Below are 22126 nucleotides of genomic sequence, written 5' to 3'. Positions count from 1 at the left end.
TGCGAGGCCGAGATAGTTGTTGGCGCAGAAATTCAGCACCTTGTCGCCGCCAACCTCGATCTCGGCCGATTGAGTCGAGGTGATCACCCGCTCGGATTTGTAGAGCCCCGCCGCTTTCAGCCCTTGAAGCTCGCTGTCGATATGGGAGAGGAATGCCGCGCTCATGATCAGGCCCTGTTGAGATCGATGAGGACTGTCGCCCCGCGCTGGCGAAAAATCCATCGCAAAAGCGACGCCTCGATGGCGCGATGGCCAGTGGCCAGAATGCAGCCCCAGAATGCAGCCGATGTCGGATGTTCAAATGCAGACATGCCGCGAAAGAACGCGATAACCATTTCGGGAGCCTTCCAGCGCTGGCGCTGTTACCGGTCTCTTGATTTCCAATCCTGTTAACATTTTCAGGCCAATGGTTTTCGCACCCAGGAATCTGTCGGCGAGAGGGCCGCCCCAGAAAATGTCGCAGCAGTCGGTGCAAACCGTTTCGAGCAGGCTTATCTTGCTGATCAAGGCCGGCTATTGGCTGGCGCTGCTGATCATTGCCACCATGGTGATGGCCTCCTTCATCCTTCTCCAGCAGATGATGGCTGCGCAGCGCCACAACGATTCGCTGCTCGACATCGTCAGCACGCAAAAGGCGTTGTCGCAGCGCATCGTCTTCCTTGCCAGCGCAGCGGGTGCTGCTTCGCGCGACCAACAACCGGCTCTAATCACTGCATTCAAACAAGCGACGGCGGAGTTCGAGACGAACTACGATCTTTTGCTCGAGCGGGTCGCCGCCGATCCGGCGTCACCGGCACGATTCGATCCAAAATCGGTCCAGAACGTGCTTTTCGCCAAGCCGTTTCACCTTGATTATTTCTCAGTCGGGCTAATCGCCAACGGCGAACGCCTGGTATCGGCGTTTGAATCCCAACTCGGCATGGCCAATGACGGTGGCTACAAGGGTGGCAGCGAACGCGTCAAACTCGACGCTTCCGTCGCCAACGCGACCCTGTCGGGTTACGCCGCACTTGGCCAGCGCATCAGCGCCGATGCCGATGCGCGGTCGGGCACGCTTCTCAATCTTCATCGCACGCTGTTCTACGCCACAATCGGCGTCATCGTGCTGGTGGCGCTTTTCATCTTCAGGCCGATGTCGAATGCCATTCTGCGCAAGACGCATGAGCTCATGGATGCACGCAATTCCATGGCCTTCATCGCCGTCCATGACGGCCTCACCGGACTCTACAACCGCACCTTCCTGACCGACCATTTCGACACGCTGATCAAGAGCGCGCAGCGCCGGCGCGAACGGCTTGCGGCGGTCCAGCTCGACCTCGACCGGTTCAAGCAGATCAACGACACGCTTGGCCACGCAGCCGGCGACTATGTGCTCGTGGTGACGGCGCAGCGCATGCGCGATGCCTGCCGGGCGTCGGATCTCTGCGTGCGCCTGGGCGGCGATGAGTTCGTGATGATCCTCAACGGCGCCGGCGCCACCGAGGACATCAACATGACCGCCAAGCGCATCCTGACGCAGATCAACGAGCCGATCATCTTCCAGGGCGCGACCATCCTGCCGGACGCCAGCGCCGGTATCGCCGTCTACCCTGTCGATGCCGACAACGCGCAGGATCTGCTCGTCCATGCCGATCTCGCGCTCTATTCCGCCAAGAAGCAGGGCGGCGGCAGTTTCTCGTTCTTCTCCGAGGAGTTGCGGCGCGAGCTCGATTACCGCAAGCAGCTCGAGCATGACATCAGGATCGCCATCGCGGGGAAGAAGTTCCAGGTCTATTTCCAGCCGCAGGTTTCGTTGTCGAGCGGCACGATCGGCGGCATCGAGGCGCTGGTGCGCTGGAGACATGCCGAGCGCGGCATGATCGCACCCGGCGAGTTCATTCCCGTCGCCGAGAAATGCGGCCTCATGCCCGAGATCGGCCGCATCGTCATCGCCAAGGCGATCAACGAAGCGGCCGGGTGGAACCGTGACGGCATTGCCTTCGGCCGGCTCGCCGTCAACGTGTCCGGCTCCGAGCTGCGTGAGCCCGATTTCGATGCCTTCCTCTTCGACACGCTGGAAAAGGCCGGCCTGCCGCCGGAAAAACTGTCGCTGGAAATCGTCGAATCCGTCATTCTCGACGACGAGAAGACTGGTATCGCGGCAAAGCTGCGGCACATTCGCGCGGCCGGCGTCCACCTCGAACTCGACGATTTCGGCACGGGCTATGCCTCGCTCAGCCATGTCAACCCGAACGAGATCGACCGGCTGAAGATCGACCGCCGGTTTGTCCAGAACATCAACGAGAACGGCGATAACACCAAGATCGTGCGCGCCATCACCGAACTCGCCCGCGGCCTCGGCATCTCGATCGTCGCCGAGGGCGCCGAAACAGAGGCCGAGCTCGATTCGCTGATGGCGATCGGCTGCGATCAGGTGCAGGGCTATTCCATCGCCTTCCCGATGCCGCAGGAAAAGGCGCGCGAATGGCTGATCGCGCGGGCGCCCAGGAAGGCCAGGCTGACGGTGCTGCAGGGAAGCCTGGCGTAAGGCGCCAACCTTGACAAGCCTGCCCGGAAATGGCGGCCTGTCGCGATCGGACATGGATATTCCGGATGCTGACGCCGTTTCGCCTTGCCGTGCTGGTCGTGTTGTTTCTGGCTTTTCCCGCGGCCGCCGCGGATCGCACCATCTATCTCACCTTTGACGACGGCCCGTTGACCGGCACCAGCAACATCCTCGATGTGCTCGAGGCCGAGCAGGTTCCGGCCACCATGTTCATGGTCGGCATGCATGCGCAGGCAAGCGCGTCCAACAGGGCGCTGGTGCAGCGCGCCAGGAACATGCCGCTGGTGACGATCGGCAACCACAGCTACAGCCACGCCTACAACCACTACCAGCATTTCTATTCGGACACCGAAGGCGTCGTCGCCGACATGCTGCGGGCAAACGCGGTGCTGGGGCTGAAACCGGAGGTGCATGCGCGGCTGCCGGGGCGCGATGTATTCCGACTGCCCTCGATGTCAAAGGACGACAACTCGCTCGGACTGGCCGAGGAGGGCCGCGAGGATCCCGACTACGAGTTCGTCGCCGCGTCCGGCTTCTATCTCTACGGCTGGGATCATGAATGGGTTCACGAAAACAGCGGCAAGCCGGTGCAGAGCGTCGATCATCTGGTCAGCGAGATCGACCACCTGTTCGGCTACGGCCATTTCGTCAAGCCCGGCAAGCTGATCCTGCTGATGCATGACGAGATGTTCCAGGACGTCTTCAACGGCAAGGCGAACCTGACGGCGCTGATCACCGCCCTGAAGCTGCGCCGCTACACTTTCGGCGCGATCGCCGGCTATGACGGCTGAGCTGTTTATGATTTGACGTTTCGAGCCGGTTTGCGGGAACGTGGTGGGACATCGTTCTTGTCACCGGGAAAAGCCGTCAGCAATCGCCCGAAGCTGGGCGCATCAACATTCGCCCGCAGCACGGCTAGCACTTCGGCGAACTCGGCCAGCCTTTCGTCCGGCAATCCGGCCCGCAACCGCTTGTCGAAGGCGAGTGCAGCGGTGCGCAATTTCTCGAACATCGCTTCTCCCGCATCGGTCAGCGCGACCTGATGCACCCGGCGGTTCTCCGGATTACGGCGCCGCGTCAGCAACCCTTGCGACTCCATCGCGTTGAGATGATGGGTGAGCGTCGCGCCCTGGATGCCGATCATGCCAGCGAGTTCGCGCTGGTTGGCGAGTTCACGCGACTTGACCGAGAGCAGGGTCAGCCAAACGGGCAACGTGCCGCCGGCCTCGACCAGAGCAGCGTCGAAAGCCTGCGCGACCAGCTTGGCGCTGCGGGCGAGATTCATGCCGACTGGCGGGCGGTCAAAGGGCGTCATGATTCGACACTAAAGCAACAATCGGATCGGTGGAACTTGACTCCATACATTGACATCTAATCATTTGATATCTAACTTTATCGACGGCGGGCACAGGAGGAAAAGCGATCATGCAATATGTCTACATCGTCGTCCTCGGCCTTCACGTCATGGCGGGCGTGTTCTGGGCCGGCACCACCATCGCGGTTGGCCGCGATCCGGAGATAAGAGCGGAGCGGTTCTTCCGGCCCCAAATGGGCGCGGCCGGCCTGGTTTTCCTCACCGGCATACTGCTCTGGTATTTTTTCCATCAAGGCGTTTTCGGCTCGATGGAGAAAGTGCTGGCGCTGGGCATCGTGACGGCCCTGATTGCCGCCGGCGTGCAGGGCGCACTGGTGGGCTCCGCCAGCAGGCAGCTGGCTGGCGCTAACCAGGCGACGGAAAGCCAGTTGCGCGCGAAGATGACAAGAGGCGAGCGCATAGCCGGCGGGCTGCTGGTCATTACCGTGCTCTGCATGGCTACCGCCAGGATGTTTTGAGCGGCCTTCCGCAATCACCGTTTACAGGATCGCACGATGCTGGCCGTAGGCCGGCGGCGTGCGCGGCGCGCACCGGACTTAAATGGCAGGTGGCTCTCCTACGAAGGTTTCGGCTGCGCGCCACCAATCATCCCGGCCGCTCGTCAGATCCGCAAGCCGAAGCGGATGCCGTCATAGATGGCGGCGTGGATGTTGCGCGAGGCGACCGCGTCGCCGATGCGGAACAGCACGAAAGGCCCTTGCGCATTGCGCTGTGGAAAGATGTCGCCGCCACCGACCAACCGTTCGTAGTCGACCGCGCCACCATTCTTCGACAGTGGCTTCAGCGCCAGATACAGGTCATCAAGCGGCGCCGTGCCGTGCTCGACCACCACCTGATCGACCCGCCGCTCGCCACGCCAGCCATCGGCGAAGTCGGAAGCCAACTCGGCGATCAGTTGGTTGCCTTCGCGCCGCACCGAGCGCAGCCGCGTGTTGATGGTGATGGTGACGCCCTTTTCCTGGAAGGCGCGCATATAGGGTACATGGTTCATGCCGCCCATTTCAGGCGCAAAGAAGCGCTCCGGTGAAACCAGCTCCAGCTTCGAACCGGCGGTCGCGATCAGCTCTGCAGCACCCATGCCCTGGTGGCCGCCATTGTCGTCATAGAGCAGCACGTTCTCGGCCGGCTTGGCGCTGCCGGCCATGATGTCCCAGCTCGAAGTGACGAGATTGTCGCCGGCCGCCAGCGGCGGGTTCTGCGGCAGGCCGCCGGTAGCGACCACCACCACGTCGGGCGACAGCGCCAGAACGTCGTCCTTCTCGGCCCAGGTGTCGTAGCGGATCTCGACGCCAAGCCGGTCGAGCTCGGCCAAGCGCCAGTCGATGATGCCGATCAATTCCTTGCGGCGCGGATTCTGCGTTGCCAGCCGAATTTGGCCGCCGGCCTGGCCCGACGCCTCCAGCACCGTCACCTCGTGCCCGCGCTCGGCCGCGACGCGCGCCGCCTCAAGCCCGCCGGCGCCGGCGCCGACGATCACCACCTTGCGCTTCGGGCCTGCGGTTTTGACGATGATATGCGGGATCTCGGCCTCGCGGCCGGTCGCCGCATTGTGGATGCACAGTGCCTCGCCTCCTTCATAGATGCGGTCGAGGCAATAGGTGGCGCCGACGCAAGGGCGGATCTCGTGCTCGCGGCCTTCCATCACTTTTCTCACGATATGCGGGTCGGCGATATGGGCGCGGGTCATGCCGACCATGTCGAGCTTGCCGGTGGCAATGGCGTGGCGCGCCGTGGCGACATCGGAAATGCGCGCCGCATGGAAGGTCGGGAATTTTGTCGCCGCCCTCACCTCGCCGGCAAAGTCGAGATGCGGCGAGGAGCGCATGCCGGTCACCGGAATGACCTTGGTCAGCGCCGCGTCGGTCTCGATCGAGCCGCGGATGATGTTGAGGAAATCGACCTTGCCGGAACCGGCCAGGCGTCTCGCGATCTCGACGCCCTCCTCCTTGGACAGGCCCTTTTCGAAATCCTCGTCGGCGACCATGCGGATGCCGACGACGAATTTCTCGCCGACCGCCGCGCGCACCGCATCGAGCACCATGTTGGTGAAGCGCAAGCGGTTATCGAGCGAACCGCCGAATTCATCGTCGCGCTGGTTGGTGGCCGGTGACCAGAAGCCGTCCATCAGATGGCCGTAGGACTCAAACTCGATGCCGTCGAGACCGGCGACCTGGCAACGCTGGGCGGCGGCCGCATAATCGGCAACGATGCGCTCGATATCCCAGTCCTCGATGGTCTTGGGAAAAGCGCGGTGCGCCGGCTCGCGAACGGGTGAAGCAGACAGCACCGGCAGCCAGTCGGCCTTGTTCCAGCCGGTGCGGCGGCCGAGATGGGTGATCTGGATCATCACCTTGCAGTCATGCTCGTGGCAGGCGTCGGCCAGTTCGCCAAGCCACGGCACGATCCGATCGTCATAGACATGCAGATTGCCGAAGGCGGCCGGGCTGTCGCGTGAGACGATGGCCGAACCGGCGGTCATGGTCAGCGCCATGCCGCCCTTGGCCTTCTCGGCATGGTAGAGCCGGTAACGCTCCTTCGGCATGCCGTCCTCGGAATAGGCCGGCTCATGGCTGGTCGACATGACCCGGTTCTTCAGCGTCAGGTGCTTGAGCTGGTAGGGCTGGAGGAGCGGATCGTTACTGGCCATCGTCTTCCTGCTGTTTCAAATTGTGCTGGAGCAGCGTGCACTGCCCCAGCTTCTATTTAAGCATCGTATTTATCCGAAAACCGCTGCGCACTTTTCGGTCCGATGCTAATGAGCGGCAAAATCCTAGGAACCCGCTCATGATCGATACCAAAACCCTCACCCAACTCGGCGCCCACGTCGAGACGCCACGGAGCCCCGAACAGGCGGTTCTGGAAACCGTGCCGTTTGCGCGCGGCGACGGCCCGCCGGCCATCGTGCGCTTCACCTGCCCGGAATTCACCTCGCTCTGTCCGGTCACCGGCCAGCCGGATTTTGCCCATATCGTCATCGACTACGCACCCGATGCGCTGCTGGTGGAATCGAAGTCGCTCAAGCTGTTTATGACCTCGTTCCGCAATCATGGCGCCTTCCATGAAGAGTGCACCGTCATGATCGGCCGCTGCATTGTGGCCGCGACCAAGCCCCTGTGGTTGCGCATCGGCGGCTACTGGTATCCACGCGGCGGCATCCCCATCGACGTGTTCTGGCAGACCGGGGCGCCGCCTGAAGGCGCCTGGCTGCCCGACACCGGCGTGGCGCCCTATCGCGGACGGGGTTGAGCCGGGTCGGTCGCGCAAGCCCATGGCGTCAGTTCAGGGGCAGCCGGCGGTAGCGGCCGGGATTGTTCGGATCGCTGAAATGGTGCATCGGCCCGTGTTCGGCGAAGTGCGCTGACCAGCGTTTCATTGCCGCCGGGTCGAGTTCGACGCCGAGACCACTGCCTTCCGGCACGCGCACCGTGTTGTCTTTCTGCCGAAACGGACCGTCCTTGACGACGTCGCCGATCTGCCAGGCAAACAGCGATTGCGATGCCTCGGTGATCCATGGGGTGGCGGCCACGACATGCAGATAGGCCGCCGTCATGATGCCGAGATCGTTGGAGTAGCACCAGAAACCCTTGCCCATCGCCTCGCAGGCGGCGATGAACTTCAGGGTTTTCGACAGGCCGCCAAGGGCAGCGAAATTGCAGACGAAATAGTCCGGCGCGCCAAGCGCCACGGCGCGCCGGAGATCCGGCACATGGGTCGAGAACGGAATGCGCGAGTGCTGGCGAAGTGCGGCCATCTCCTCGAAGGTGGCGACTGGGTCCTCATAGTTGCGGATGTTGAACGGCTCGATCTCGCGCAGCACCCAGCGCGCCGTGGTCAGCGACCACTGCATGTTGGAATCGAGCTTGATCTGTGCCTTGTCGCCGAGCGCTTCGCGCAGCATGCGCACGGTCCTGATCTCGAGCTCGGGGTCGCCCATGATCAGCTTGCCCTCGAAGATCGTCGAGCCATGCTCCTCGCGCATCCTGAGGCAATAGTCGATGATCGCTTCGGGCGTCATCTCGCCACCCGCCCCGCCCTGCGCGGCGGCGCGAAAGGAGAAATATTCCGAAAACGGAATGTCCTTGCGCACCGCGCCGCCAAGGACCTTGTAGAGCGGCATGCCGAACACCTTGCCCCTGATGTCCCACAGCGCCAGCTCAACCGCGCCGAAGGCGACGGAAGCAGCGTTCTCGCCGGTGTTGGCGGTGATCTGCCAGGGCGGCACGCAGCGCGCCTCGCAGTCGGCGATATCGAGCGGATCCGCGCCGATCAGCGCCGGCGCGATCTCGGCCTTGATCACCTCGCCAAAGTGCCACCACGGCGCCTCGCCCAACCCGATGACGCCTTCGTCGGTCTCGACCTCGATGATCGACTTCGAGGCGCCGCCATAGAGACCGGCGGTCCACCAGAACGGCGCGTCGAGCGGAACATTGACGTGGGTGACGCGGATATTGGTGATCTTCATCGGTTCCCTATTCGCACTGATACTGGCTGAGCGCCCATTCGCCGGTCACCGACAGAAGGTCGGTGACGTTCCAGCCGCCGCCGACTTTCCTAAGTTTCCATTCCAGCCGGTGCGGATTGCCTTCGACGACGAAGGCGACGACCACCTTGGCCTCGTCGCCATTGACCGCTTCGGTGGTCTTCAGGCTCTTGTCGATCGCGAGCTTGTCATAGTCGGCATTGTCGAGCGCCATGTTTGGATCGAGGCATTCGCCCTGCCCAGATTTTCGCAGCGCATCGCTCTTGTCGAGAACGGTCTTGGCCGGGTCGATGAAATTCTTGCGCTCGGCCGGGTCGAGCTCCAGCCCGAGATGCTCGTAGAACGGTTTTACCACGGCCGTCGGCGACCCAGGCAGCACGGGCGCCGCTGGTTCCGGTGCCGGCGCCGATGTCGCCGGTGGCGGCGATGTGTCGGCCGGCGCATTGCCGGCATCGCCGGAAGGCGCGTTCGGCGGCGGCGCGCCGAACAGACCTTGCGCCAAGGCGCCGCCGTTCAGCCCGGCAGCCAGCATCGAGACCAACGAGAATGCCAGGACAAGGCGACGAAGCACTGCATTACTCCGCCGTCGAACCGGGCATGCATTCCAGCGCGCTGAGCGTCCAGCCGCTGGATTTGGAAGCGATGTCGGTGACCTTCCATTTGCCATCGATCTTCTTCAGCGACCAGACCATTTCGCGTTTTGAATCATCGCCTTCCGGGAAGAGGTTGAAGGTCACTGTGACGTTGGCGCTGTCGCCATCCACCGCTTCCGACAGCTTGAGCGTCTTGGCGACCGTCTTCTCGTCATAGTCCTGCGCATCGAGACCGGGAGCGAAGTCGATGCAAGGCACCTCGTCCGGCTTGTTCTTCTGCGCCTGGTCGTTGAGGTCGAACAGCTTGGTCACCGGCTCGGTGAAACGGTCGCGGTACTTCGCGTCGGCCTCGAACTTGACCTCGGGCACATAGAAAAACTTCACCGCGTTGGCTGCCGGCCCGGCCAAGGCGGTCGCGGGTACTGCGATCGAGAGGGCGGCGGCAAGCACAGTCAGTCTCATCCAACAATCTCCAGGCTTTCGTGGTGGAAACCGTTCAATACCACGAATCCTGCATCTCGGCTTTTTTGCGGTCCATGAAATCCCTCAGCGCCTCGTCTACCGGCAGAGGTTCTTACCCGGTCAGGCATCCAGCCAGACATTCTGGAGATCCATCTCGAAGGTCTGGTGGACTGCGTAGTTCTTCACCTTCTTGTTCATGTGGCTGTAGAGCTTCTGCCAGAACGGCTGGATGATGACGCCCGAATCCTGCAGGATCTGCTCGACGTCCTTCATGACTTCGCGCCGCTTCTCCACGTCGATGAGCGAGAGAGCCTGCTTGAGCTTGGCGTCGAAATCGGGATTCGAATACGCCGTTTCGTTCCAGGCTTCGCCGGTGCGATAACCGAGCGCCAACACCTGAACGCCGAGCGGGCGCATGTACCAGATGGTCATGGAATAGGGATACTTCGTCCAGTCGTTCCAGAAGGTCGAACCCGGCAGCACGGTGCGCTTTACCTTGATGCCTGCATCGCGCAGCTGGCCGGCAATCGCGTCGCCGGTGTTCTTTTGCCAATCATCTTCGACGGTGATCAGTTCGTGCTCGAAGTCGGCCTGTCCGGCCTCGGCCATCAGCTTCTTGGCACCAGCGGCGTCGCGTGTCTTCTTGGGCAGTGCGTAGTATTCCGGATGGATGGGGCTGACATGGTGGTTTTCACCAGGGGTCCCTCGCCCGGCATAACCAAGTTCGAGCACGGCATTGTTGTCGACCGCCATCTGGAGCGCATTGCGCACTCGTTGGTCGTCATAGGGTTTGTGTGTGATGTTGGTGCGAGCAACGAGCGTCGTTGCTGTTGCGACCTCGGATTTTTCCAGCCCCATCTTGTCGAGGATGTCGATGAAGTCGGCGGGGCTCTCGAAGTTGAGGTCGATCTCGCCGGAGTCGAAGGCATTCACAGAGGCGTTGAAGTCGGTGCCGTAGTCGATGAATTCGACGCTGTCGAGCGGCGCTTCGCCGCCCCACCATTTGCCGTTCTCGCGACGCTTGACGACCGCTTTCTGGCCGACATCGTAAGAAACCAGTTCGAAGGGTCCGGTGCCGATCGGCTTTTTGATCGGATCCGCACCATCGGCATCGAAATTGCGGTGGACGACCAGTGCTGGATAGTCGGTGAAGTTGGGGATCAGCGAAATGTCAGGCTCGTTCAGCTTCAGCTTGACGGTGCCGTCGTCGACCTTGGTGATCGCGCCATCCCTGGCCTTGCCGGTTTTCTCGTCGATCAGGGCACCGACGCGTGCGGCCATGGAATTGCCGGCGGCAGCTTTCTCGCACCAACGCGTCAGATTGTAGACCACGTCGTCGGCGTTGAAAGCATCGCCATTGTTCCAGGTGATGCCCTTGCGGACATGCAGGACGTATTCGGTGGCGTCGTCATTGACGTCCCAACTCTCGAGCAGGACCGGCTCGAAGGTGAATTGGTGGGTGTAGCGGACAAGCGGCTCCAGCCAGCTACGGGTGATGTTCGCCATCTCCACCCAGTCGTAGGTGCGCGGATCCTTCTGCGCCTTCACCGACATCGAGACGCGCAGCGTTCCGCCCTTCTTCGGCTCCTCGGCCAAAGCCTGTTCCGGCACGGCAAGACCGATCATGCCGTAGGCAAGGCCAGTCGATGCGCCGAAGGCGCTTGCCAGCGCCAGAAACTCACGCCGGTCCATATTACCCGCACGCGTCTCTTTTGCCATCGCCTCAATGGCGGCCGGCACACGATCGCCATTGCTTCTGAAGAATGTCATTTTTTCCTCCCTTAAAGTTCCGTCAGGTCTTCGCCTGTCCCATCAACTAACGCTGTCTGGCAGCTTCTCCTCGCGCAGCGCGATCAAATCCTTGAGACCGTCGGCGATGCCCTCATCGAGCTTTGGCTCCTCATAATCGGCAAGCATGTTGCGCGCTTTCTCGCGGCCGCGCGTGTCGTGGTCCTTTGCCCCTTCCGCCTTCCACTGTTCGAACGAATTGAAGTCCATGATGCTCGGTATGAAGAAGGCGGACTCGAAATGGTCGAGCGTGTGCTGGGTACCGAGGAAATGGCCCTGCGGCCCGACCTCGCGGACCGCCGCCATGGCCTCCTTGAAATCGTCGAATGGCAGCCCGCCGGCATATTTGTACCAGCCAACGAGCTGCTCGCAGTCGGTGGCGAACTTTGAATAGCCGCAGGTCAGGCCGGCTTCGAGCCAGCCGGCGGCGTGCCAGATGTAGTTGGCGCCGGCAAGGATGGCGGCATGCATCAGCATGTTCGCCTCGTAGCCGGCCTGGGCGTCGTTCAGCTTCGAGCCGACATGGAAGCCGGACGTGCGCCACGGCAGCCGGTATTTCCGCGCGAGTGCCCCCATCAGATACATCATCTGGGCCGCTTCCGGCGTGCCGCCCATCGGAGCGCCGGTCTTCATGTCGACCGTCACCATGAACTGTCCGTAGATCTGTGGCGAACCCGGACGCAGGAGCTGCGTGAACGCGACGCCCGCCAGCGCTTCCGCATTGACCTGCGCGACCGCACCGACGGCGGAGGCCGAAGTCGAGGCGCCGCACAGCGCGAAGGGTGCGAGGATCAGCGGCTGGTTGTGGCGCGCATAGACCTTCATCGCGTCCAGCATGGTGGCATCCCAGACCAGCGGCGAATTGCAGTTGGTGATCGCCACCAGCACCGGGTTGTCGCGGACATAGTCCTCGCCGAACACGATGCCTGCCATCGCCATCGTGTCTTCGGCTCGTTCCCTGGAGGTCACGATGCCCATGAACGGCTTGTCTGAGTGCTTCAGCGCCGAATGGATGATGTGAAGATGACGCTTCGGCACCGCAATTTCCATCGGCTCGCAGATGATCGAGCTCGACGAATGCAGCGCCGGCGCCATGTAGGCGAGCTTGTGAAAATTGTTGAGGTCGGCGAGCGTGCCATAGCGTCTGTTGTTGTCGAGGTCGCGCACATAAGGCGCGCCATACATCGGCACGAAGACGGAATTGTTTCCGCCGACGCGCACCGAACGCTCGGGGTTGCGCGCATTGAGCGTGAATTCCGGCGGCACCTTCGAGACGAGTTCCATTAGAAGAGCGCGGTCGATGCGGACGCGTGTCTCGGAGATATCGGCCCCCGCCGCCGTCCACATCGCGATCGCCTCGTCGTCGCGGAACTCGCATCCCACTTCTTCAAGGATGGAGAGCGACTCCTGGTGGATCAGCTCCACCGCCTCGTCCGGAACCATCTGATAGACGGGAATCTGGCGGACCAGAGTCGGAAACGACGCTATCGGTGCGCCCCGTAGCGCCTTGCGCCCGAGGCGGCCGCCGCTGCGGCGGTTGGTGTGTTCGGTCACTTCAACGGCCGGTGCGTTCATGGCAACTCCATCCTCCCAGAGCAGTCAACTTAGCGAGACGAAATATGACTGTGACGCTGGAAAATCCTGATCTCTTGTATAAGCTCTGCTTATGCGAAGCCTGCGCCACCTCCTGCCCTCGGCCGGCAGCCTGATCGTCTTCGAAGCCGCCGGGCGGCTGTCGAGCTTTACCGCCGCCGGTCGCGAGCTCGGGATGACGCAGGCCGCCGTCTCCTATGCGGTGAGAGGGCTGGAGGAAAAGCTCGGCGCCAAACTGTTCCAGCGGCGCCACCGCCAGGTCAGTCTGACCGAGGCCGGCGAGCGCTTCCACGCCGACGTCTCGCTCGGCCTCTCGCACATCCGCAAATCAGCCGAGGACCTGCGCCAGCAGGCGAGCGGCGGCCATGTGACGCTTGCCGCCTCGACTGCCTTCGGCTCGTTCTGGATGATGCCGCGCCTGCAGCAATTCCGCGACGAATTGCCGGGCGTCGACCTGCGCATCCAGACCGCGGACCGTGATCTCGACATTATCGCAGAGGGCATTCCGCTCGGCGTGCGCGGCGGCGATCCCAGGGAATGGCCGGACTATCATTGCCTGCCGCTGGCCGACGAGGAGATCTTTCCCGTCGCAGGCGCCAGCTATGTCGCGAAGTTCGGCCTGCCGCAGACCGTCGAGGAATTGGCGTCGCACCGCCTCATCCATCTCGAGGAGCCGTTTCGCGAGGCGGCGAGTTGGGAGGAGTGGTTCCACTCCGCCGGGGCCAGCCTGAAGGAGGCCGATGCCGGGCGCGGCTTACGCATCAACGACTACGCGCTGGTGATCCAGGCGGTCATGGAGGGGCAAGGCATCGCGCTCGGCTGGCGGCACCTTGCCGAGCGGCTCTTGGCATCGGGCCTGCTGGTGAGCGCCACCAGCCATGTGATGAGAACCGGCACGCGTTTCCACATCATCTGGCCGAAGAACCGCGAACTCAGCGACAACGCCCGCAAGGTAAGGGATTGGCTGGCGGCGCAGGCGTGAGGCGGTTGGATGTAGCACGGCAAGCGAAGATCGCAGCGATCCTTCCCACCCCCCTCTGGCCTGCCGGCCATCTCCCCCGCAAGGGGGGAGATCGGATGTCGCCTCGGCCTTTGCCAATCTCCAACGTCTAAAGGTTGGCGAAGCGCCGAAGCTGCCAATCTCCCTCCTTGCGGGGGAGATGGCCGGCAGGCCAGAGGGGGGTGCTGTCCCTCCGTCATATCCATTATTCCGCCGTATCGAAAACTTCCGCACCGCCCACGAATCCGCCTATAGTGTTCCCATGCCCATCCGCCAGCTTTCCGAAACGATGATCAACCAGATCGCCGCCGGCGAAGTCATCGAGCGTCCGGCAAGCGTGGTCAAGGAACTGGTCGAGAACGCGCTCGATGCGGGTGCTGCCCGGGTCGAGATCGTCACCGCAGGCGGCGGGCTGAACCTGATCCGCGTCACCGACGACGGCTCCGGCATTCCGGAAAAGGAGCTGGCGCTGGCGATCGCGCGCCATTGTACGTCGAAGCTTGCCGAGGACATTCACGACATCCGCTCGCTCGGCTTTCGCGGCGAGGCCTTGCCGTCGATCGGTTCGGTGGCGCGGCTGTCGATCCGCTCGCGTACCGCATCGGGCGACAGCGCCGCCGAGATCGGCATCGAGGGCGGCCGCGTGTCCGCCGTCAAGCCGGCGGCGGCCAATCGCGGCACCACGGTCGAGGTGCGCGACCTGTTCTTCGCCACGCCGGCGCGGCTCAAATTCATGAAGGGCGAGCGCGCCGAAAGCTCGGCGACCAGCGACGTGATCAAGCGCATTGCGATTGCCTTCCCCGCCGTGCGCTTCACGCTGGCCGGCTCCGACCGCTCTACGCTGGAGCTGCCGGCGACCGGCGATAAGCCCGAGGGCCGGCTCAGCCGTGTCGCGCAGGTGATGGGCGCCGACTTTCCGGAGAATGCCATTGCCATCGATGCGATGCGCGACGGCGTGCATCTTTCCGGCCATGTCTCGATCCCGTCCTTCAGCCGCGCCAACGCGCTGCAGCAATATGCCTATGTCAACGGCCGACCGGTGCGCGACAAGCTGATCGCCGGCGCCATTCGCGGCGCTTTTGCCGATGTCCTGCCGCGCGACCGCCATGCGGTGACCGTGTTGTTCCTGACCCTCGATCCGGCCATCGTCGACGTCAACGTCCACCCGGCCAAGGCCGATGTCCGCTTCCGCGATCCCGGACTGGTGCGCGGGCTGGTTGTCGGCGCCATTCGTCAAGCGCTTGGCGATTCCGGCATCCGCGCCGCCACCACGGGGGCTGCCGGCATGATGGGGGCGTTCCGGCCGGGCGCGGCCTCCCATGCGCATCCTGGACCGGCCAACGGCCATCGCAGCTACGAGGCTGCTTCCCGTGCCTCCGGCTTCACCGGTTTCGATCGCTCGCCGCAACGGCCACTCGATATGGGGTTTGACGGCACCGGAAATGGCGGGCTCCGCGAGAACGATCAGGCGGCCTTCGATGCCGGGCCGTTACAGAACGCCGACACGCGGGCCGGGCTCGATGAAGCAGCGGAGACGCTGCTTGGCACGGCGCTGGGTGCTGCCCGCGCGCAGGTGCATGAGAACTACATCGTCGCGCAGACCAGGGATTCGCTGGTCATCGTCGACCAGCATGCCGCGCATGAGCGGCTGGTCTATGAGGCCTTGAAGAACGCGCTCCATTCGCGCGCCGTGCCGTCACAGATGCTGCTTTTGCCGGAGATCGTCGACTTGCCCGAAGAGGATGCCGAGCGGCTCGCCATGCATTCCGAAACGCTTTCCCGTTTCGGCCTCGGCATCGAGCGCTTCGGCCCGGGTGCCGTCGCCGTGCGCGAGACGCCGTCAATGCTCGGCGAAACCAATGTCCAGCAGCTGGTGCGCGACCTTGCCGACGAGATCGCCGACAACGACACCGTCGAGACCCTGAAAGGCCGGCTGGACAGGATCGCCGCAACGATGGCCTGCCACGGCTCGGTGCGTTCCGGGCGCCTGCTCAAGGCCGAGGAGATGAACGCGTTGCTGCGCCAGATGGAGGCGACGCCGGGGTCCGGCACATGCAACCATGGCCGCCCGACCTATATCGAGCTCAAGCTTGCCGATATCGAGCGGCTGTTTGGCCGGCGGTAAGGCTGCGGCTTACGAGGTCCGCTGGCGCAGACCCCCACCCGGACCTTCGGTCCGACCTCCCCACAAGGGGGAGGTAGGGAGCCTGGCCGCGGACGCCTCGCGAGAAGCTTACCCTCCCCCTTGTGGGGAGGGTCGCTGCGAAGCAGCGGGGTGGGGGTACGAAAAGGGCCGCTTTTCAGCGGCCCTTTTCGATTCAAGTGAACATTTCAACCCTCTGATTCATCTCTTCAAATTCACCACGATGACGCCGCCCAGCGCCAAGGCGCCGCCGATGATGCCAAGCAATGTGGGCACTTCGCCCAGCCAGAAGAAGCCGATCAGCGTCGCCACCGGCGAGACCAGATAGAGGAAGTTCGAGGCGCGGGCGGCAGGCAGGCGCGACAGGGCGGTGGCCCAGGCGGCGTAGGCGATCAGGCTCGGCACGATGCCGAGAAAGACGACGGCGCCGAGGCCCGCGGTGTCGGCGACCGCTGCCTGCGAGAGTGCGTTCGGCAGGAAGGGCGCCAGGCAGAGCGCGCCGAGCACCATGTTGGAGGCGGCGATGGTCAGCGGGTGATGGCGGGCAAAAAGCGGCTTCTGGACGATGGTGTTGACGGCCGAGCACAGCGCCGAACCCAGCACGAGGAGAGCGCCGGTGTTGAAGTGCAGGCCCTGCCCCTCGCCCATGGCAATGATGCCGATGCCGGCGAAGGAGATGGCCGTGCCGGCCCAGGCCATGGTTGAGAAGCGTTCGCCGAGCAGCGCCATGGCCATGATGGCGGTGAAGATCGGGCTGACATTGATGATGAAGCCGGCCGCACCCGCGGAGACGGTCAGCTCGCCGAAATTGAGCATTGCCGTGTAGAGCGCGACAAAGATGGCGCCACCGAAAGCAAAGCGCCACAATTCGTCGACCCTTGGCAAAGCCGGGCGCTTGACGGCAAGGAAGATCGCGGCCGGCACGGCGGCGATGGCAAAGCGCAGCGCGCCGAGTTCCAGCGGACCGAAGGCGGCGAGACCGGCGCGGATGGCCGGGAAAGCGGAGGCCCAGCCGACCACCGTAAGCGCCACCGCGATGGCCGCCGTGCTGTCCATGCGCTGTGTCTGATTCAACGTGCCCATATAAGCGCTCATCTCACTGTCCTCGTGATTCAATGCTCTGAAATGCAGAGAACGCTACTGAGCGCCGGTTGACAAACGACCAAATCGAGAGCCAGCTGTGAGTGTGGATCACAGCTCAGAACCGATGCTGCCGCTCGAGACCTTGCGCGCCTTCGACGCCGCGGCGCGCACCGGGAGTTTTTCGGCGGCCGCCGAAAAGCTCAACCTCACCCATGGCGCCGTCAGCCGGCAGATCGCCAAGCTCGAGGACTGGCTCGGGCTGAAGGTGTTCGACCGTGGCGCGCGCGGGGTCTCACTCACCATCGAGGGAACCCGCCTGCATCTGCGCACCACCGAAGCCTTCGCGCTGATCGCAAGCAATTCGGACCGTTGGATCGAGCCGCGCGGCACCGCGGTGGTGCGGCTGGCCTCGATCCCCTCGGTCAGCGGCCTGTGGCTGATGCCGCGCATGGCCGCGCTTGAGAACAACCCCGGCAAGCTGCGCATCGTGCTCGGCGTCGACAACCGCCAGGCCGATCTTGCCGACGAGGGCATCGATCTTTCGATCCGCTGCGGACGCGGCCGCATTCCGGGCCGCGTCTCGGTGCAGCTCTTCGAGGAACATGTTTTCCCCGTCGCCTCGCCGGAGCTCGCAAGCGAGATCGGCCGCGGCGACCCGGCCCGGCTGCTCAAATTTCCGCTGATCAACGATTCCGACGCTTCGGCCTGGCGCGCCTGGTTTGCCGCGCAGGACATGGACTACCGCCCGCGCCCGCAGGATCGCCGCTTCGAGGACTATAATCTGGTGCTCGATGCGGCAGCCCACGGGCTTGGCATCGCGCTGGCACGGCCGCCGATGACAGTGGATCAGTTGAAGTCGGGCCGCATTGTCGCAGTCGACGAACGCAGCGTGCTGAGCCCAATATCCTACTGGCTCGACCGGCCGCTGGGGCGGCCCCGCGCCGCCGCCGCCGAGCTAGCGCGACGCATTGCAAGCCAGGCTGGGCTTTCTGCTGAAAAGATCGAGGATTTTATCGTAGCCGAAGGATAAGACATCCATTTGCCGGCTTGCCCGACCTGGCGCTCCCGCGAAACGGACGTGACCAAAGCTGATCTCACCTCGCTCCAAGCTTGACCTTGCCGGGATTTATGGCGATGACATCGTCATGAATTTCGGCACCAGCCCATGATGAACCGTTTCGAAGGCCCCGGCGGCAAGGAAGCGCGTATCCGCTACCTCGACGGCGATTTCCAGGTGACCAGTCCTGGCGTCTTCGTGCGTTGTGCGGTGACCGGCGAGAGCATTCCGCTGGACGAGCTCAAATATTGGAGCGTCGCCAGGCAGGAACCCTATGTGAGCGCTGCCGCTTCGCTGCGCCGCGAAATCGAGGCGCATCCGGAATTGCGCATCCGGCGGTAGTCGCGGCGCAAGTGAGAGCAGTAGCGATCCTTCCCACCCCCCTCTGTCCTGCCGGACATCTCCCCCCGCAAGGGGGGAGATTGGCCGCCACCACTGCTTTCGCCAACCAGCGACGGTGCGGAGTAAGCGGAGGCGCTGAAACCGTCGATCTCCCCCCTTGCGGGGGAGATGGCCGGCAGGCCAGAGGGGGGTGCTGTCCCTCCAACATCTCCACAAAGGGTTCGATTGCCGCAGCGCTCGAAGGCCCCTAGACTACCCCTTCAGCTTGCGCTGCCGCCAGGCATCCAACGTCTCGTCGATGATGCGCTCGGGCACATGCTCGGGTTCGAACACGGTGTCGATCTCCAGCACGTCGAGCTGCCCGAGGAAATCGGCTGACGCGGCGTCGTGGCGCAGCCGGGCGGCGTCCTTGGCGGTGGTGATGAGTCCGAGCCCCTCGCGGCGCGCCGTCGCCGCCAGTTCGGCCAGTTCGTCCCCGCCATAAAAATGATGATCCGGAAACGGCCGGGCCAGCGCCACCTCGCCGCCGGCTTCACGGACCGTATCGAAGAACTTGTCGGGATGACCGATGCCGGCAAAGGCCAGAAACCGCTTGCCGGCCAGCCCCGCCTTGCGGCTTGGCCTCGTATACGCCTCGAAGATCGGCCGGCCGGCGCGCGCCGCCTGGCGCACGACCGTATCGGCCCCGGTGCCCTCGCCCATCTTGAGGAGCGCGCTGGTGAAGACCAGCTGGTCGACGATGTTTGCCCGCAGCGGCCCGCCCGGAATGACGTGGCCATTGCCGACGCCATGGCGCGCGTCGACGACGACCAGCGCATAGTCGATATGGATGCGAGCGCTCTGGAACCCGTCATCCATGATCAGGAAGTCGCAGCCATGCTTTTCCAGCAAAAGCCTGGCGCCGGCAGCGCGGTTCGGCGTCACCGCGACCGGCGCGTGCTCGGCCAGAAGCAGCGGCTCGTCGCCGACATGCCTGGCGGCATCGTGATGCGGATCGACGACATGCGGCTGCGCAAAGGAGCCGCCATGGCCGCGCGACAGGAAACCCGGATTGAGCCGCATGCGCCTGGCCTGTCTTGCCAGCGCGATCGCCACCGGCGTCTTGCCGGTGCCGCCGACGGTGAAGTTGCCGACGCACAGCACCGGCGCCTCGACCTTTTCACGCGCGGCGTGCCGCATGCGGCGGCCCGCGACGAGCGCATAGATCGCCGACAGCGGCGACAGCGCCAGCACCCGCCAGTCCGGTTCCTCCCACCAGAAGGGCGGTGCTTCCGAGGTCATGTGGATAGTTCCACGACCTACCTCCCGTCGGCGCCCTTCAGGCGCGACTTGACGACCAGCGGCTGGATGTAGGGTTCGAGCGATCTCAGCGTGTGCGCCAGCGCGCCGCGCATCTCGTCGACGGTCGCCGCACCCGCCGCCATCATCTCGTGGCGCGCCGCCTCGTTGGTCAAAAGGAAGTTGACGGCGCCGGCCAGCATGTCGCGATCGCGCACCAGCTTGGCGCCGCCGCTGTCGAGCAGGCGCTGATAGGCCTCGCGAAAATTCTGGACATTGCGGCCGGCCAGCACGGCCGTCTCGAGCATGGCCGGCTCCAACGGGTTCTGGCCGCCCTCGGAGGTAAGCGAACGGCCGACGAAGGCGATTTCCGTCAACCTGAGATAGAGACCCATCTCGCCAATCGTGTCGCCAAGCAGAATATCGGTGTCGGCGGTGATCTTGTCACCCTTGGAGCGGCGGACGAGCTTCAGGCCCATGCCGGAAATCTGCGCGGCAAGGGCCTCGGCGCGATCGGGATGACGCGGAACGATGATCGTCAAAAGACCGCGGTGACGCCTGTGCAGCATCGCGTGGACCTCGGCGGCCACCACCTCCTCGCCGTCATGGGTCGATATCGCGGCCCAGGTCGGGCGGGCGCCTATCTGGCGCTTCAGCGCGTACAGCGTCTTTTCATCGGCCGGCGGCGGCGTGGTGTCGACCTTGAGATTGCCGGATACCGTGACCGGCCGGGCGCCAAGCGAAAGAAAGCGCTCGCCATCGACATCCGACTGGGCGACGACATGGGCGAGGTTCTCGAACAGCGCCTCGGCGATGTTGGCGCGCTTCTTCCAGGATTTGAACGAACGGTCCGACAGCCTGCCATTGACCAGCACCTGCGGCACACGGCGCGCGCCGAGTTCAAGGATGGTCATCGGCCAGATCTCCGATTCGGCGATGATCGCCAGGTCCGGCCGCCAATGATCCAGGAAGCGGCTGACCGCCGGCTTGAGGTCGAGCGGCACATATTGATGGATGATACGGTCGCCGAGCCGCTCATCGGCAACCTGTGCCGAGGTGACCGTGCCAGTCGTCAGCACGATGTTGACGCCGTAGTCGAGAATACTCTTGACCAGCGGTATGACGGCGAGGGTCTCGCCGACACTAGCCGCATGGATCCAGATTACCGGCCCGTCGGGGCGCTCGCGTCCGGCGATGCCGTAGCGCTCGCGCCGTCGAACGCGGTCTTCCTTGCCCATGGAGGTACGCCAGGCGACGTAAGGCCCGATCAGCGGATAGGCGGCGGCCCCTGCAAAACGATACGCCGTCAGGAAGGCGCGCGCCCAGCGCTCGCTCATTTCGGACCGTCCACGAGACGGTAGGCCTCGGCGGTCGCGGCATTGAGCGAAGTCGTGACCTCCTGGCGCTTGCGTTCCATTTCGGCCTCGTCGGCATCGGCCGGAACGAACACAGGCGCGCCGACGATGATCGAGGAGCGGCCGAAGGGCAGGTTGATCGTGGTCTTGTCCCAGCTTTTCTCCAGCACCTTGCGGCGGCTGGTGGCGATGGCGGCGGGCAGGATCGGCCGGCCCGAAAGCCGCGCCAGGAGAACAATGCCGAGCCCCGCGTCGCGCGGCGTGCCGTGGGGGATGTCAGCAATCATGGCGACGTTCTTGCCGGCGGTGAGCGACTTTTTCAGGGCAATGAGCGCCTTGGCGCCGCCCTTGTCGAGATGCTTCGAGCTTTCGCGCCCGCCGGAGCCGCGCACCGCCTCGATGCCGAATTTCTCGATCATCAGCGCGTTGAGCTCGGCATCTGCGCTGCGCGACACCATGGCGACCAGCGGCCGTCCCTTGGGATAGTAGGCCGGGGTCAGGAGGTGCTGGCCGTGCCACAGCGCGATGATGCCGGGTTCGAACTCAGCATAGGAGCCGCCCGAAAACTGCGACGAGCCTTCGACCACACGATTGGTCAGCCGGACCAGGCGCACGAACTGGGCGAGCAGGCCGACAATGACGTTCTTGACGAATCGCGACTGCGCCAGCGGTTCTCGGATCTTGCGCCAGAACGTCTTTGACGCGCTGGTGCCGCCCCTGCCGCCGACGGCGGATCCGGTGGCCGGGCCTTTCACCGCCTCATGCTCCATCGATTTCAACCGGCGGCCTTGTTGTCGGGGTCGAGCAACCGGTGCAGGTGAACGACGAAGTAACGCATATGGGCATTGTCCACGCTGGCTTGCGCCTTGGCTTTCCAGGCCGTCTGCGCGGATTGATAGTCCGGGTAGATGCCGACGATGTCGAGCGCGTCGAGATCGCGGAATTCGGTCCCGCCCAGCTTCTTCAGTTCGCCGCCGAACACCAGGTGCAAAAGCTGCTTCTTTCCGTCTTCCGCGGTCATGTCGGTCCTTC

General features: G+C 63.9%; 20 protein-coding genes and 1 pseudogene. 8 read left to right on the top strand and 13 right to left on the bottom strand.

Going from position 1 to position 22126, the window contains the following annotated elements; all coding sequences use genetic code 11:
* Positions 1 to 165 (bottom strand): annotated as a pseudogene (locus MESS4_RS34545) (glycine C-acetyltransferase); the annotation flags it as partial.
* Between the two features lie 289 nt (positions 166 to 454).
* Here MESS4_RS34545 and MESS4_RS15230 point away from each other — a divergent pair.
* Both MESS4_RS15230 and MESS4_RS15225 read left to right on the top strand, forming a co-directional pair.
* Entirely contained in the window at positions 455 to 2527 is a 2073-nt protein-coding gene (locus MESS4_RS15230) for an EAL domain-containing protein (RefSeq protein ID WP_006332269.1), read from the top strand.
* 65 nt (positions 2528 to 2592) lie between these two features.
* Positions 2593 to 3336 (top strand): polysaccharide deacetylase family protein, encoded by a 744-nt coding sequence (locus MESS4_RS15225; protein ID WP_006332267.1) that lies wholly within the window; start codon positions 2593 to 2595, stop codon positions 3334 to 3336.
* Positions 3337 to 3341: 5 nt separating this feature from the next.
* Here the strand turns inward: MESS4_RS15225 and MESS4_RS15220 are convergent, their stop codons facing one another.
* Positions 3342 to 3860 (bottom strand): MarR family winged helix-turn-helix transcriptional regulator, encoded by a 519-nt coding sequence (locus MESS4_RS15220; protein ID WP_006332265.1) that lies wholly within the window; start codon positions 3858 to 3860, stop codon positions 3342 to 3344.
* Positions 3861 to 3970: 110 nt separating this feature from the next.
* On the opposite strand from MESS4_RS15220, the gene MESS4_RS15215 reads away from it, so the two are divergent.
* On the top strand, positions 3971 to 4378 hold the full coding sequence (locus MESS4_RS15215; protein ID WP_006332256.1) for a hypothetical protein: 408 nt from the start codon (positions 3971 to 3973) through the stop codon (positions 4376 to 4378).
* Positions 4379 to 4521: 143 nt separating this feature from the next.
* Here MESS4_RS15215 and MESS4_RS15210 read toward each other — a convergent pair whose 3' ends face one another.
* Entirely contained in the window at positions 4522 to 6567 is a 2046-nt protein-coding gene (locus MESS4_RS15210; protein WP_006332255.1) for an NADH:flavin oxidoreductase, read from the bottom strand.
* Between the two features lie 137 nt (positions 6568 to 6704).
* Between MESS4_RS15210 and queF the strand changes: the two genes are divergently transcribed.
* On the top strand, positions 6705 to 7166 hold the full coding sequence (gene queF / locus MESS4_RS15205) for a preQ(1) synthase (protein ID WP_006332254.1): 462 nt from the start codon (positions 6705 to 6707) through the stop codon (positions 7164 to 7166).
* Between the two features lie 28 nt (positions 7167 to 7194).
* Here queF and MESS4_RS15200 read toward each other — a convergent pair whose 3' ends face one another.
* From MESS4_RS15200 to MESS4_RS15180, 5 genes are all read right to left on the bottom strand, one after another.
* Positions 7195 to 8382, bottom strand: a complete 1188-nt coding sequence (locus MESS4_RS15200; protein ID WP_006332253.1) for a mandelate racemase/muconate lactonizing enzyme family protein — start codon at positions 8380 to 8382, stop codon at positions 7195 to 7197.
* A 7-nt stretch (positions 8383 to 8389) separates the two neighbouring features.
* Positions 8390 to 8971, bottom strand: a complete 582-nt coding sequence (locus tag MESS4_RS15195) for a hypothetical protein (RefSeq protein ID WP_006332252.1) — start codon at positions 8969 to 8971, stop codon at positions 8390 to 8392.
* 4 nt (positions 8972 to 8975) lie between these two features.
* Entirely contained in the window at positions 8976 to 9455 is a 480-nt protein-coding gene (locus MESS4_RS15190; RefSeq protein ID WP_006332251.1) for a DUF3828 domain-containing protein, read from the bottom strand.
* A 120-nt stretch (positions 9456 to 9575) separates the two neighbouring features.
* The gene (locus tag MESS4_RS15185) at positions 9576 to 11225 is read right to left on the bottom strand and encodes an ABC transporter substrate-binding protein (protein ID WP_006332250.1); all 1650 of its coding nucleotides are present in this window, start codon (positions 11223 to 11225) and stop codon (positions 9576 to 9578) included.
* 42 nt (positions 11226 to 11267) lie between these two features.
* On the bottom strand, positions 11268 to 12818 hold the full coding sequence (locus tag MESS4_RS15180) for a trimethylamine methyltransferase family protein (protein WP_006332249.1): 1551 nt from the start codon (positions 12816 to 12818) through the stop codon (positions 11268 to 11270).
* Positions 12819 to 12909: 91 nt separating this feature from the next.
* On the opposite strand from MESS4_RS15180, the gene MESS4_RS15175 reads away from it, so the two are divergent.
* Together MESS4_RS15175 and mutL are read left to right on the top strand one after the other, a co-directional pair.
* Positions 12910 to 13818: a LysR substrate-binding domain-containing protein gene (locus tag MESS4_RS15175; protein ID WP_006332248.1), complete on the top strand. Its 909-nt coding sequence runs from the start codon at positions 12910 to 12912 to the stop codon at positions 13816 to 13818.
* Between the two features lie 280 nt (positions 13819 to 14098).
* Positions 14099 to 15961, top strand: coding sequence for a DNA mismatch repair endonuclease MutL (mutL, locus tag MESS4_RS15170; protein WP_006332247.1), 1863 nt, complete (start codon positions 14099 to 14101; stop codon positions 15959 to 15961).
* Between the two features lie 219 nt (positions 15962 to 16180).
* On the opposite strand, the gene MESS4_RS15165 is transcribed toward mutL, so the two are convergent.
* Positions 16181 to 17074: a DMT family transporter gene (locus tag MESS4_RS15165; protein ID WP_006332246.1), complete on the bottom strand. Its 894-nt coding sequence runs from the start codon at positions 17072 to 17074 to the stop codon at positions 16181 to 16183.
* Between the two features lie 112 nt (positions 17075 to 17186).
* Here MESS4_RS15165 and MESS4_RS15160 point away from each other — a divergent pair, with 112 nt between their 5' ends.
* Positions 17187 to 18092 carry a LysR substrate-binding domain-containing protein gene (locus tag MESS4_RS15160; RefSeq protein WP_006332245.1) on the top strand — a complete coding sequence of 302 codons (906 nt, stop codon included), beginning with the start codon at positions 17187 to 17189 and terminating at the stop codon, positions 18090 to 18092.
* 135 nt (positions 18093 to 18227) lie between these two features.
* Positions 18228 to 18461, top strand: coding sequence for a DUF2093 domain-containing protein (locus MESS4_RS15155; RefSeq protein WP_006332244.1), 234 nt, complete (start codon positions 18228 to 18230; stop codon positions 18459 to 18461).
* 252 nt (positions 18462 to 18713) lie between these two features.
* Here MESS4_RS15155 and lpxK read toward each other — a convergent pair whose 3' ends face one another.
* From lpxK to MESS4_RS15135, 4 genes are read right to left on the bottom strand one after another with little or no spacing between them, the layout of a single operon-like run.
* A complete protein-coding gene (gene lpxK, locus MESS4_RS15150) occupies positions 18714 to 19742 on the bottom strand; it encodes a tetraacyldisaccharide 4'-kinase (protein WP_006332243.1) in 1029 nt (342 codons plus the stop codon).
* A 17-nt stretch (positions 19743 to 19759) separates the two neighbouring features.
* A complete protein-coding gene (gene waaA, locus MESS4_RS15145; RefSeq protein WP_006332238.1) occupies positions 19760 to 21076 on the bottom strand; it encodes a lipid IV(A) 3-deoxy-D-manno-octulosonic acid transferase in 1317 nt (438 codons plus the stop codon).
* Complete coding sequence (locus MESS4_RS15140; protein ID WP_006332236.1) at positions 21073 to 21864, bottom strand: lysophospholipid acyltransferase family protein; 792 nt, start codon at positions 21862 to 21864, stop codon at positions 21073 to 21075. Before MESS4_RS15140 ends, waaA begins: the two co-directional genes overlap by 4 nt.
* A gap of 5 nt (positions 21865 to 21869) precedes the next feature.
* Positions 21870 to 22115, bottom strand: coding sequence for a DUF4170 domain-containing protein (locus MESS4_RS15135; protein WP_006332234.1), 246 nt, complete (start codon positions 22113 to 22115; stop codon positions 21870 to 21872).
* Positions 22116 to 22126 lie beyond the last annotated feature (11 nt).

This window comes from Mesorhizobium sp. STM 4661 (genome assembly GCF_000359125.1).
Taxonomy (GTDB): domain Bacteria; phylum Pseudomonadota; class Alphaproteobacteria; order Rhizobiales; family Rhizobiaceae; genus Mesorhizobium.
This window is presented reverse-complemented; position numbering and strand designations above follow the sequence as displayed.

Bases quoted from the DNA above. Each gene is read 5' to 3' on its own strand.
- MESS4_RS15225 (WP_006332267.1), top strand. From the start codon at position 2,593: ATGCTGACGCCGTTTCGCCTTGCCGTGCTGGTCGTGTTGTTTCTGGCT.
- MESS4_RS15230 (WP_006332269.1), top strand. From the start codon at position 455: ATGTCGCAGCAGTCGGTGCAAACCGTTTCGAGCAGGCTTATCTTGCTG.
- MESS4_RS15215 (WP_006332256.1), top strand. From the start codon at position 3,971: ATGCAATATGTCTACATCGTCGTCCTCGGCCTTCACGTCATGGCGGGC.
- MESS4_RS15165 (WP_006332246.1), bottom strand. From the start codon at position 17,074: ATGAGCGCTTATATGGGCACGTTGAATCAGACACAGCGCATGGACAGC.
- MESS4_RS15140 (WP_006332236.1), bottom strand. From the start codon at position 21,864: ATGGAGCATGAGGCGGTGAAAGGCCCGGCCACCGGATCCGCCGTCGGC.
- MESS4_RS15160 (WP_006332245.1), top strand. From the start codon at position 17,187: ATGCTGCCGCTCGAGACCTTGCGCGCCTTCGACGCCGCGGCGCGCACC.
- MESS4_RS15180 (WP_006332249.1), bottom strand. From the start codon at position 12,818: ATGAACGCACCGGCCGTTGAAGTGACCGAACACACCAACCGCCGCAGC.
- MESS4_RS15175 (WP_006332248.1), top strand. From the start codon at position 12,910: ATGCGAAGCCTGCGCCACCTCCTGCCCTCGGCCGGCAGCCTGATCGTC.
- queF (WP_006332254.1), top strand. From the start codon at position 6,705: ATGATCGATACCAAAACCCTCACCCAACTCGGCGCCCACGTCGAGACG.
- MESS4_RS15200 (WP_006332253.1), bottom strand. From the start codon at position 8,382: ATGAAGATCACCAATATCCGCGTCACCCACGTCAATGTTCCGCTCGAC.
- lpxK (WP_006332243.1), bottom strand. From the start codon at position 19,742: ATGACCTCGGAAGCACCGCCCTTCTGGTGGGAGGAACCGGACTGGCGG.
- MESS4_RS15155 (WP_006332244.1), top strand. From the start codon at position 18,228: ATGATGAACCGTTTCGAAGGCCCCGGCGGCAAGGAAGCGCGTATCCGC.
- MESS4_RS15220 (WP_006332265.1), bottom strand. From the start codon at position 3,860: ATGACGCCCTTTGACCGCCCGCCAGTCGGCATGAATCTCGCCCGCAGC.
- MESS4_RS15190 (WP_006332251.1), bottom strand. From the start codon at position 9,455: ATGAGACTGACTGTGCTTGCCGCCGCCCTCTCGATCGCAGTACCCGCG.
- MESS4_RS15210 (WP_006332255.1), bottom strand. From the start codon at position 6,567: ATGGCCAGTAACGATCCGCTCCTCCAGCCCTACCAGCTCAAGCACCTG.
- MESS4_RS15185 (WP_006332250.1), bottom strand. From the start codon at position 11,225: ATGACATTCTTCAGAAGCAATGGCGATCGTGTGCCGGCCGCCATTGAG.
- mutL (WP_006332247.1), top strand. From the start codon at position 14,099: ATGCCCATCCGCCAGCTTTCCGAAACGATGATCAACCAGATCGCCGCC.
- waaA (WP_006332238.1), bottom strand. From the start codon at position 21,076: ATGAGCGAGCGCTGGGCGCGCGCCTTCCTGACGGCGTATCGTTTTGCA.
- MESS4_RS15135 (WP_006332234.1), bottom strand. From the start codon at position 22,115: ATGACCGCGGAAGACGGAAAGAAGCAGCTTTTGCACCTGGTGTTCGGC.